The following is an 11,260-nucleotide window of genomic DNA, read 5'->3' on the forward strand; positions in this document are numbered from 1 at the left end:
TTAATAAGTTATTGAGTGTTTTACTAACCTATTGATATTAAATAAAATTACATACAAATTATGAGACTATAATGCAATTTATTGACTTGAAAAAACAATATTCATTGATCGAAAATGACGTACTTAAAAGTATAAAAAATGTACTAGATCATGGCCAGTACATTATGGGGCCTGAGATTACCGAGCTTGAAAAGCAATTAGCATCTTTTATAGGAGTTAAGCATGCTATTGTTAATTCCAGTGGGACTGATGCCTTATTAATGGCCTTAATGGCTTTGGATATTCAGCCGGGTGATGAAGTTATTACCAGCCCATTTAGTTTTTTTGCAACAGCCGAAGTCATCAGCCTGTGTCATGCTACACCGGTTTTTGTAGACATTGATCCCCTGACGTATAATCTTGACCCTAAAAAATTAGAAGCAGCAATTACTAAAAAAACAAAAGCAATAATGCCTGTAGCTCTGTACGGTCAATGTGCTGATTATGATGAAATCAATGCTATTGCTGCTCAGTATGGAATTCCTGTTATAGAAGATGCCGCCCAAAGTTTTGGAGCTACCTATAAAAATAAATATTCCTGTGCTTTAACTACTATTGGTTGTACGAGTTTTTTCCCGTCCAAACCTTTAGGCGGCTATGGAGATTCAGGAGCTTGTTTTACCAATGATGATACTTTGGCACAACGATTAATTGAAATCAGAATACACGGCCAAAATGCACGCTATTGTCATAGTCGAGTAGGAATTAATGGGCGTATGGATACAATTCAGGCGGCTGTTTTGATTGAAAAAATGAAGATATTTCCTGATGAGATCATTCTTCGTCAAAAAGTAGCACAGCGATACAATGAACTTCTGGAGCCTTTGGTCAGGACTCCATTTATAAAAAGCCACAATACCAGTGTGTACGCTCAATACACCATTGAAGTAGACAATAGAGATGAGTTTCAAAAATCAATGCAGGCGTCAGGGATTCCAACAGCAGTTCATTATCCTGTAGCTATGCATCATCAAAAAGCATTAAGTTATCTGAATTACCGTACTGGTGATTTTCCATTTGCTGAGTTGGCGAGTAATCGGGTCATTAGTTTGCCTATGCACCCATATTTACAAATAGAAGAACAAATGAACGTAGTGACAGCGGTAAAGAAAGCTTTGCTAGCTCAACAAGAGGCAGTTGTTTAAATGACTTCTCAACTAATTGTCGCCCTTGATTTTAATGAGGAACATCTTGCGTTATCACTTGTTGATTCGATTAATCCACAAAACTGTGGATTAAAAGTGGGCAGTGAACTGTTTACTCTTTATGGTGCGAATTTTGTAAAACAATTGGTTGATCGAAATTTTAAAGTCTTTTTGGATTTAAAATTTCATGATATTCCTAATACCGTAGCTCAGGCATGTAAAGCAGCTGCAGATTTGGGCGTCTGGATGATGAATGTTCACGCTCTGGGTGGCATCAAGATGATGAATGCCGCAAGGCAAGCTCTGGAAGGGTATGGAAATGAACGACCGCTATTAATAGCCGTCACAATATTAACCAGCCATGTTGAACACGAATTGCGTGATGTTGGCATTAATAACCAATTAGCAAATGAAGTACTCATGCTGGCTCAGCTTGCAAGAAATGCAGGCCTTGATGGTGTTGTTAGTTCAGCTCATGAAGTCAGAACCATTAAGCACCAGTGTGGGGATGATTTTATTACGGTAACTCCGGGGATCAGATTATCTAATGATTCGAATGATGATCAATCACGGATTATGACGCCTAAACAAGCCGCTAGTGAAGGAACCGACTATTTAGTCATTGGCAGACCAATTACCCAAGCGCCCAATCCTGCAGAAATTATTAATAAAATCCTGTCTGATATATCTTAACCCACCTATTAAATCTATTGGTCATATGGTATAATTTATGGCCATTTCTCTTAGAATTACTTTGTTCTATTTTAATCCGTGGAAATTTATGATAATTGTTGTATTGAGAATTAATGAATATTTTAAAAAGACCAGCGTTGTTCCTGATGCTTTTTTAACGGATTTTCAGACTTAAGGATGAAGTGATGACCCCACAGCACATAATAAGTCAGCTGCTGGAATCTGACACAAAATACCCTAAAAATTTAGAGCTTCTAAAAAAAATAATTATAACTGCTTATCTAGGCCGCCTAAGAGTTAATGGATTGGCTCCAGATAATAAAATTGCCTTGGGTAACTACCTGTTCGATAACGAACGAATGATGTTCGACTTTTCCAGGCTTAGTGAAGAAAAAAAAGAGCTATTTCTCCAGTGGCTGCTTGCGCCTCATCAAAATGAAAAACAAAAAGTATATTTCAGTAGCGTTAATGTAAATGAATATCGTGGTTACACCGCTGAGCAGAGATTGAGTTGGTGGAATACTTTAAATAACTGGTTGAGTAACAATCAATCCGATTATTGGAAAATCACTGATTTAGAGCTGTCACTTCACTATCAGTTGACTGGAGTTGAAATTAGTCATGGCGACAAGGGAATTTTAATTGGTTTTAACCAATTTCTTGCACCTCCAACAGGAACAAAATATAAAGATCCTGAAGATTCTCGAAGTGAACCGCTAGGTAATACAAAAAGAGTGATTATAACCAATGAATTGGTTGATCAATTAGTTAATGAACATTTCAAAAATATTCGCCCTGAAGTGATATGTAAACGTGCCCACCCCCAAGCTATTGATGTTATCAATCCAGCTGCACGGTTTCAAGAAATGAGTTCATACAGAAAAACTCATAATTTAAATGCATATGACGCTTGGTATATCAGATTATGGAATTGGATTTACTCCTGGTTTGTAAAGGAGTCTGTCCGCAGTGAACAGATTGTGCCAAATAATGCTTTATCTTTGTTATATGAAACAAATACCATAAAGATATTTCAACGTTCTGTGACAAAAGAAATCATTGTTAGAGAAAACAAACCGGACATAGAGAATCTTGTTTTTTGTGGCGGTGGAGCCAAAATTTTTGCGCATGTAGGCGTCTGGAAAGCACTTAATGAGGCCAACATCAAACCCAATCGTTTCGCAGGAAGTTCTGCCGGTGCGATTATGGCCATGCTGTGTTATTTAGGTTATTCTGCAGCTGAAATTGCAGTACTTTTTCGTAATTTCAAGCAAGAGCATTTAGTTCATTATGATATCGATTTTGATGGTTTATCGGGTTCTGATTCTTTAAAAGCAGCGCTGGATTACGCACTAATCAACAAGTTAAAGGAAATTGTTGCTCAATTTAACATCCCTTTTCCGCAAGGAGTAATTACCTACAGAACGTTGGATGATATTAGAAAACAATGTCCTGGTTGTGGTTTAGGTAAGGAAATTACGGTTACCGCAACCAATAAAAAACAAGGTAAAACGACCTATTTTTCATTGGCCAGAACACCTGATATGGAATTTACAAAATCAGTAGAAGTATCAGCTAAATTTCCTATTGTTTATAAAGCTGAATTGATTGATGGTGAAGCTCATAATGATGGTGGAATTTTAAGCAATTTTCCAACAGAAGTGTTTTCTGATGATCATTCTACATTGCTTGAATCAGAGCATGGAAATGATTTGAAACTTCTTGCCGTCCAATTCGATAATGGCACTGAAAGAACTGCAATCGATCGCATTATGCAAAAAGTGTATCGAGAAAATGTGGTTCTTAATTGGATATACAGTTTCATAACGGGCGTTAATGATCCGGCCAGCGGATGGGTTAAAGATCGATTGAAATTAAGACAATATGCTCATCAAGCTATAGTTCCCAATGTTGATGATATTCCAACTTCAGGATTCAGTGTGGCGATAGAAAGTCAGCTTAAAATGATTGAAAGGGGATATGAAGCAACACAGGATTATTTGAAAGCTCGTTATGGAACAAAGGAGAACTGCACTAATAAAAATCAGGAATTGATGTATTCAACATTCAATTCTTTAGGAGATTTGTTAGCATATTGTTGTTATCGAGGAGATAAACATTGGTTTGATATTGTAAATAATTTGATATCACAATCTACATTACCAAACCGCACTGCATTAATGAAGCAATCGCTTGAATTGAGATCTTTATATTTTGGCCCCTTGTCCTCTTTTCATAAAAAATCAGACGAAGTAAACAAAAATAAGAAAGAAGAACACGTCGATAAATTTAACCTAAAGAATAGTGAGGATTCTGAACAAAGTCCGCTTACCTTTTTTGGTAATGCAGTTTTTCATCATCACTCGAGTTTGGAATTAGAACATCATGATGTATTACATGCTTTATATCCGATATTTCTTAAATTATCACCGGATTTGGTGCGCTCAAGTAATGACAAGAACGCTCTTGAGTATGCTCGCCATTCCTTAAAAATACATAATCCTTATATATGTCTGGATCATTTTGCCAAGATTAAAAATCAAACGCATATTATTCTACATATCATTATCAATTTAATTAAAGAGTTGAGGAATAATCCCAGGCAAACGCTGTTCAAAACTCTAAAAGAAATAGAAACACTTCCATTTAATACGATAAAATTACTCAAGCCTGAATATTATGCTGAATGGGATTTATCTTTACCTCAAACATTAAGGGTATTTAAATTATTAAATAAAGGTCAGCATGCTGCAGCTACCCAATTGTTGTTTCATTTAAAAGACAAATTGGAGCCGATGCAAACTATAAAAAAAGGAGTTTTTTATGATGACTTTAGTGACGGTAGCATGGAAAGGGATCGGCCTATGTTTAGCTAGTGAGTTTGCTCGCCATTGAGTGGCGTGAATAGGGTTAATGGGAAGACAGAACGTGATATCAATTCAATAAATCGATTATAACTTGGTAAATTCGGAAAGTTATGATGCCAATATTGTTGTAAAAATCCCGAGCTGGGGTTTAATAAACGCTAAATCATCAAAATGATGACTAATGCCATGTTTTCCCTGGCTGTTAATAGAAAAAGTTAAAAGATTAACTACCCCTGCCAAACAGACTGGCAAGCCCCGAAATACAACAGCAGCTATCGTCATCAGGAGATACTCTTCTGGCTATGGGAATTTTTGTATTACGTAAGACTTCTATAGGTAATCTCGCTTTGGAAAACAATTTTTCATCAGTAAAGATATGTATCAGGAAATCCTTGTTGTTGCGATCTTCGATTTTTATTGTGATCTGAAAAATACGAAGAACCGCAGCAGCGGGTCCAGTGGGAGATCTGCTTGCCCGGTTGTGCAATAGTAACAATGTTTCCTCCAGGCTGACTGAGGGTTGGAAAATCGCATTTATAGCTCTTGGATTTTTACTAAATTCACTATAACTGTCGTATAAACTTGGATAATCTAATGGGTGAACATATCGATGATTTGGGCTATAAATCCTCGGAGTTGGCATAGGAAGGGGCGTTTTTCTTTTTGGTTTTGGTTGCTGATAAAAAGAACCATAAGAAATTGTTGCTAACTCCTCCCGCATGGGCAGTACCTTGTTACGAGCATCTACTCTATAAGTAGTTTCATTGTAATCGGAACCGGCACTGTAGGATTTTGAATCAGCAAAAATTCTTCCTTCATCATCTTTATATGTGGTACGGAAATGTTCCGAATCATTTTTATATAATATCGAACTTGAGCTGCCCACCTTTTGTCCTCTTTGGTTATAATAGATTGTTGTATATTTAGGGAGATAGCCATCCGAAAAAGTGCTTTTTGATGTGCCGCATTGGGTCCCGGTATGATCGAAATAAACAGTATGAAGCTCGATTGCTCCCCTTTTTTTTTCAACAGCAATTCTGACAGAAGTTCCACATTCTATTCTTTTCCAATGATCGTCATAGTAGTGCGTTACAACTTTCTTTCCCATGAATCGGGATTTTTTAATTTGAGCAAATTTTGCATGAATACCAAACATAAAAAGAGCATCACCGTACATAAAAAACTGCCTCAATAGAGTTAAATAGAGTTAATAGACTCACATTCCTGAACCATCAAATGTTTTACCACTAAGTTGCCATTATGGAGTAATCAACAGATTAGAGAAACGAAGGCCAAAACACTAAGAGCTTTGTATTGCTCTGTTCCTTATATGCCTGAATCAAAAATAGAACTATTTTAGCGGGTAACAAAATACTATTGTAACCGTATAAAGTACGGATGAATTGTATTACTTTTGCACAAACAAAAATCGTGTCAATAATACCACGTTGATTGAGTAGTTGTTGTTTGTAATTGATCAGGTAGGTGAATATTTAATCCAAAAAACCAACCAACAGAGGTTTTCCTTTATTGAGCAGTGGTATCAAAAGTTTTGTGTCGCTTTGAGCGTTTTAAATGGCACACAGGAAGGCTGTTTGGCTTCGGTTTATTTTGATGAATGGATGCCCGCCTTTGCGGGCAAGACCGCTTTTTTGTCATGTACAGAGGATTTCATTATTTAGATGCTGACTATACCGGGTTTTCAAGATATACTCATTTTTTTTGATTTAAAACTGGTATGTACAGCAATCTAACTCTTTATTACTTGAAGCAATTAGGCATTACTCCCTGGGTAAGTAAAGAGAGCTGTTCCGATTTGGAACATTCTACAGATGAACCTGTTTCTGATTCGCCTTCACTTATCATTATTATACAGCCTCAATTAAACAATAAAGCAGCCAGTCTTTTAAATAAAATGATTGCATATCTTGGGTTGAATGATTCTGAAATACTCGTCAGTGACTCATTACACAACGTTTCTTTTTCTCGTAAGAACCATCCTAAAGCGATTTTAATATTAGGTTCTGAGCATAGTGAATTCAACTATTCTGATCAGCTTCAATGCCCAATATTATCTGGTGCATCACCGGAACAATTAATTAGTAATCCAGGGGAAAAACGAGAACTATTTAAGATACTCCATTCCATCAAATCAGAACTGCATTAATTGAGCTCTTCTTATGAAAACAAAAGGATTTACATCTATAGAGCTCGTGTTTGTTTTAATTCTGATAACCGGATTCGCCTTGATAAGTATCAGCTCATCAAGTCAATTGAGAGATAACAATGAAAAGCAGGCATTAATAGATAACATCAGATCTATCGTACAATATGCTCGGCTTCAAGCTGTTAGTCGAGGCCATATTGTGTACCTTGCTCCGCTGGATCCAGATTTTAATTGGTCAAAAGGGGTGGTTTTAACACGCTTTAATAAAAAAGTGGCTGAGGATGAAGTTCTTCATCAATGGCAATGGAATTATCGTCATTGGACGATAAAGTGGGCGGGTGTTCGCTCGACACATAAAATAGCGTTTTCTCCTGATACCGCACATGGGATAAGCAATGGGACCTTTACTTTAACGAATACTCGTACGCTTGAAAAAATAAAGATCATTGTAAACCGGTTGGGCAGAGTAAGAATTAACGATATGATGATGGAGTCATTTTGAGGTTGTAGTTCAGGGTTGGCAATTGATTCTTACTTTTAAGGTGCCGGGGATTGTACCTGAATTGTCTGTACATCTTGGAAATCCGAAAGGCGTCTGTAATCTCCATCTCAACCGAATTCCCGCGGCGAAGATCGCGGGAACCATTGGATTGGCATAAAAACTTTGAACCTCATGGTTATATTTTGGGAATTCGCTTCCTATTTATTCAGTCATAGCAACTGATTGATATTGAGACATAATTGATCTTATGTTCTCGCGCTCTTGTCCCGAATCCTGAGATCATATCCAAAGAAATCGTTGAGGTATGGGTAAGGATGTAATCAAGAGCCAGGAAAAACCAATACACTTGTACGGAGCGGGCCAATTGTCAACATACCCCAAGGTATTGTCAAAATTAGATAAGATACGATAGAGTAGCAGCATCGTTGTGATGATGCAGCTTTTGCTGGTTAAAGGGAATTTTAACATGATGAATTCTGATGATTTGTCTGCAGATATCGATGGGTACAATGTCACTTTATCTCGAAAAGATAAAACTATAATGGTTAGTCTAAATAAAAAAGATAAATCCATTTTAGAAGGGAAATTTGCCTTTTATAAACTTAATGAGCTTATATTATTGCCCATATTTAAAGAAGCTGTACCAGGAGAAAATGAAGTTTTGGTCAATGTCTGGCATACCAAAAAAGCTCCTGGAGTGATAATAAAATATGCCACGAAACAACATCTTGCTATAGTATTTACGACTGAGGGAGAAGTCGATGAGTATTTTGAGCAATTTATTTCAGCAGCAGGCATATTGAGTATTAAAGAAGAGTTCAAAGGAACCTCGAACACTTATTTTGATGAAGTACGTTTTGTTCAGTGTCTTGCTTCTCATCATCTGACTGTGGAGATGTTGCGACATGAGCATCACTTTAGTGAAAGTAGAATATCGCTGCTTGCAGAACATCAATTCAATTTCACTACTCTTTTAAAACAAGGAGTCAGCTTGCAGCAAATAAAAGAGATGAAACCAGAGTTACTTACTTTAATAAATTTGCAGGACATCTTGAGCCTTGTGACTTTGGAGCAAATCACTGGAAAAAATCACACCGCACCCCCTGTTCCCAAAATGGAGTTTCGCTTTCCTGAGTGGCCACCTACACAAGGAACAGCGCGGACTTTCGGTGGTCTGTTTAATATAAGGTATGCCAATAACCGATGCGAGATAAGCTATCGTCATAAAAAAAATGGAGAGTTGGCGCTCATGACCCTAAGAGTTGATAGGCCTCAGGAGGAAGAGAAAATCACACTGGATGCTGAAATCAACAAAGTGAGTCCTGAACGATTAATTCATGATTGGTATCATCTTCCTGAGTGCCGTTCCGATTTGTCTGGTTTTATCACCAGAAGACTATACTGCCCCGAACTTAATTTTGTTATCACCAAAAAATTAGCCCCCACTTTTCCAGAACGGAAATATGATGAAGCTGTTTCCATTCCCATAGGCATTAATCCTGTTTATTACCGGGAACAACGGTTTGCTCATTTTCTTATGAAAAAAGGGTGTCCTTTGGAGTCGTTTCGAAAGCTGCCTGGTATGACCAATATAAAATTAATGACCTTGTGTTTTCACCATGATCTTCTGGTTTGTTTGCTTAAAAAGGGGATGGTTTTGACTGATTTTGCAAAAATTGATGAAAACAGATTGTTGCACGTATTTGATAATAAAGATTCAGCAATCCGTGCGTTGCATTTTGTAAAGCCGGCGGAACTTTTTAGTTTGAAGCAAAAAGCGACATACTGTCCATCACATCAGTTGTTCACTCAGGTCAGGTCCGAAATGAATGAACCTGATTCGGATGATGAAGAACATTCCTACCCGGCATCGAGCGTTCCAGTCTGAACTATGTAATATAAAGCGAAACACTGAATGTGTGTTGCTTTATAATACTCATTTAAGGAACTGTTGTGCACTCTGAAATTGATTCCTTGTATATATAGAGCTACTTTGGTTATGTGAATGTTGCTGAAGCAAAAAAATTGATCATCGATTAAGGAATTTACTTGTCCCAATTTCGTTAATTTTGTACTATTCTAGCGATTGGTTATCCGGTAAAAGTATCTATGTTCATCAACAACCTGCCTTTATATACAATTCAATCCACAGCCTCTGCATCGCTCAAGAAATGGTTGGAATATGAGGATTCTCTTACAGAGAAATTAATTTCGTCTATGGGATCTGCTGAACTGGATCGTGTTTTTCAAAATTGGGCTTCTACTGACTGGTGGACTAGATATGTGCTGCACATACAGAATGATCGTGTTTTTTTAAGAGAAATATTGATGAAAAATAATGGGGTTGAGTATTGGTATGCTCGTACTATTATTCCTCAAAGTTGTTATGATTCACATCAGGATTTTTTTAATCGATTGAGCAACGAATCAATTCGAAATTTAATTTTTGGAGAACCCAGAGTCCAAAAAATACAGATGATTTGTTATCCTGTCGATTCCGAGTGCATCGAATTCCACTGGGTCAAAAACCATTTAAAATCCGTTAACGGAATACTTTGGGTTCGACTGGCTGAATATACAGTAGATCAGAAACATCATTTTTATTTGGTAGAAATTTTATTACCCCAACTAGAGGCTGTTACGTGATAAAATGGAGTGCTTATTGGCGGTTGGCACGATTAAATAAACCCGTCGGAATTTTATTACTCTGGTACCCGACTGCCTGGGCTTTGTGGATAGCGAATAAAGGAAACCCGTCGTTAAAATTATTCACCTTATTTTTATTGGGTACCGTATTCATGCGGTCTGCGGGGTGTGTTATTAATGATATAGCAGACAGAAACGTTGACCGATACGTCGCAAGGACCAAGTTACGGCCTTTAACATCTGGTGAAGTCAGTTTGTTTGAGTCTTTTTTAGTACTTATATTTCTGCTTTTTTGTTCGTTATTTATATTAATCAATCTGCCTCAAGCCTGTTTTTATCTGGCCTTGGTTTCATTATTTATTACCTTTCTCTATCCCTTTTGTAAACGTTTTTTTAATGCACCACAGGTTGTACTCGGATTAGCATTTTCAATGGGTATCCCTATGGCTTATGTTGCTTCATACGCGCCTATGAATGGTAATTTGATTCTTTTGCTGTTAATAAATTTCGTATGGATAGTCGCCTACGACACTATGTACGCCATGACCGATAAAGAAGATGATTTAAAAATTGGAGTGAAATCAACAGCGATTTATTTTGCTGAATACGATCGCTTTATAATCGCGGTGTTGTTGTTTACTCTCCATTCACTGTGGCTGCTCTGGGCTTATTTTTTTAAAACCAATTCTGGATTTTATCTTATTTGGTGCGCTGGTGCTTGGATATTACTTTATCAAATCAAGCTTATCCATAATCGAAATCCAAAAGAGTGCTTTAGAGCTTTTTTAGTGAGCAGTTATTATGGGATGCTCATGTGGGCTGCTGTTTGGATAGGTATGTAGTAATTCATGCTAATATCTAAGCTAGTTTATATGTCTTTAAATATGCACATCAATACAAGTTACGATGTACAGGGTGTGATTAATGAATATTTTAAGTATGTACTATTGCGTTAAGCCCTCTACAAATTGTCTAATCCTGTAGATTAAATGTTACATCTCGTACATCATCACTTTGTTAGGGAAATGGTTGACTCCTGGTTATTTTTTTCTGGTAAATCCTCTGAAGAGCTAAATAGTGTAAGTGCATCATAGCTGGTATAATAAGCTGTCAAAGTTGAACTGTCTGAACTGCTTGAACTGCTTGAACTGCTTGAACTGCTTGAACTGCTTGAACTGCTTGAACTGCTTGAACTGCTTGA

At 37.0% G+C, this 11,260-nt stretch carries 10 protein-coding genes; 8 read left to right on the top strand and 2 right to left on the bottom strand.

Annotation, left to right across the window (positions count from 1 at the left end):
- The first annotated feature begins 71 nt into the window (after positions 1 to 71).
- The 3 genes from G543_RS0110860 (at position 72) to vpdC (ending at position 4,753) form a co-directional block, all read left to right on the top strand.
- Positions 72 to 1,184 carry a DegT/DnrJ/EryC1/StrS family aminotransferase gene (locus tag G543_RS0110860; protein WP_028384531.1) on the top strand — a complete coding sequence of 371 codons (1,113 nt, stop codon included), beginning with the start codon at positions 72 to 74 and terminating at the stop codon, positions 1,182 to 1,184.
- On the top strand, positions 1,185 to 1,877 hold the full coding sequence (gene pyrF / locus G543_RS0110865) for an orotidine-5'-phosphate decarboxylase (RefSeq protein WP_028384532.1): 693 nt from the start codon (positions 1,185 to 1,187) through the stop codon (positions 1,875 to 1,877).
- Positions 1,878 to 2,062: 185 nt separating this feature from the next.
- Complete coding sequence (gene vpdC / locus G543_RS0110875) at positions 2,063 to 4,753, top strand: Dot/Icm T4SS effector VpdC (protein ID WP_028384533.1); 2,691 nt, start codon at positions 2,063 to 2,065, stop codon at positions 4,751 to 4,753.
- 214 nt (positions 4,754 to 4,967) lie between these two features.
- On the opposite strand, the gene G543_RS0110880 is transcribed toward vpdC, so the two are convergent.
- Positions 4,968 to 5,921, bottom strand: a complete 954-nt coding sequence (locus G543_RS0110880) for a hypothetical protein (protein ID WP_028384534.1) — start codon at positions 5,919 to 5,921, stop codon at positions 4,968 to 4,970.
- Positions 5,922 to 6,482: 561 nt separating this feature from the next.
- Here G543_RS0110880 and G543_RS0110890 point away from each other — a divergent pair.
- The 5 genes from G543_RS0110890 (at position 6,483) to ubiA (ending at position 10,901) form a co-directional block, all read left to right on the top strand.
- Positions 6,483 to 6,911: a DNA polymerase III subunit psi gene (locus tag G543_RS0110890; RefSeq protein WP_028384536.1), complete on the top strand. Its 429-nt coding sequence runs from the start codon at positions 6,483 to 6,485 to the stop codon at positions 6,909 to 6,911.
- Positions 6,912 to 6,924: 13 nt separating this feature from the next.
- Positions 6,925 to 7,413 carry a GspH/FimT family pseudopilin gene (locus G543_RS0110895; RefSeq protein WP_028384537.1) on the top strand — a complete coding sequence of 163 codons (489 nt, stop codon included), beginning with the start codon at positions 6,925 to 6,927 and terminating at the stop codon, positions 7,411 to 7,413.
- A 466-nt stretch (positions 7,414 to 7,879) separates the two neighbouring features.
- Positions 7,880 to 9,301, top strand: a complete 1,422-nt coding sequence (locus G543_RS0110900) for a hypothetical protein (RefSeq protein ID WP_133141310.1) — start codon at positions 7,880 to 7,882, stop codon at positions 9,299 to 9,301.
- Positions 9,302 to 9,522: 221 nt separating this feature from the next.
- Positions 9,523 to 10,059 (top strand): chorismate--pyruvate lyase family protein, encoded by a 537-nt coding sequence (locus tag G543_RS0110905; RefSeq protein ID WP_035922089.1) that lies wholly within the window; start codon positions 9,523 to 9,525, stop codon positions 10,057 to 10,059.
- Entirely contained in the window at positions 10,056 to 10,901 is an 846-nt protein-coding gene (gene ubiA / locus G543_RS0110910; RefSeq protein ID WP_028384540.1) for a 4-hydroxybenzoate octaprenyltransferase, read from the top strand. Before G543_RS0110905 ends, ubiA begins: the two co-directional genes overlap by 4 nt.
- Before the next feature lie 167 nt (positions 10,902 to 11,068).
- On the opposite strand, the gene G543_RS19240 is transcribed toward ubiA, so the two are convergent.
- A partial coding sequence (locus tag G543_RS19240; protein ID WP_211219669.1) for a hypothetical protein occupies positions 11,069 to 11,260 on the bottom strand: 192 nt, incomplete at its 5' end.

The organism is Legionella moravica DSM 19234, from assembly GCF_000423305.1.
GTDB classification, from domain to species: domain Bacteria; phylum Pseudomonadota; class Gammaproteobacteria; order Legionellales; family Legionellaceae; genus Legionella; species Legionella moravica.

What these genes read in the sequence shown, in the direction of transcription:
- G543_RS0110860 (WP_028384531.1), top strand. Translation starts at nt 72, where the DNA reads ATGCAATTTATTGACTTGAAAAAACAATATTCATTGATCGAAAATGAC.
- pyrF (WP_028384532.1), top strand. Translation starts at nt 1,185, where the DNA reads ATGACTTCTCAACTAATTGTCGCCCTTGATTTTAATGAGGAACATCTT.
- vpdC (WP_028384533.1), top strand. Translation starts at nt 2,063, where the DNA reads ATGACCCCACAGCACATAATAAGTCAGCTGCTGGAATCTGACACAAAA.
- G543_RS0110880 (WP_028384534.1), bottom strand. Translation starts at nt 5,921, where the DNA reads ATGTACGGTGATGCTCTTTTTATGTTTGGTATTCATGCAAAATTTGCT.
- G543_RS0110890 (WP_028384536.1), top strand. Translation starts at nt 6,483, where the DNA reads ATGTACAGCAATCTAACTCTTTATTACTTGAAGCAATTAGGCATTACT.
- G543_RS0110895 (WP_028384537.1), top strand. Translation starts at nt 6,925, where the DNA reads ATGAAAACAAAAGGATTTACATCTATAGAGCTCGTGTTTGTTTTAATT.
- G543_RS0110900 (WP_133141310.1), top strand. Translation starts at nt 7,880, where the DNA reads ATGATGAATTCTGATGATTTGTCTGCAGATATCGATGGGTACAATGTC.
- G543_RS0110905 (WP_035922089.1), top strand. Translation starts at nt 9,523, where the DNA reads ATGTTCATCAACAACCTGCCTTTATATACAATTCAATCCACAGCCTCT.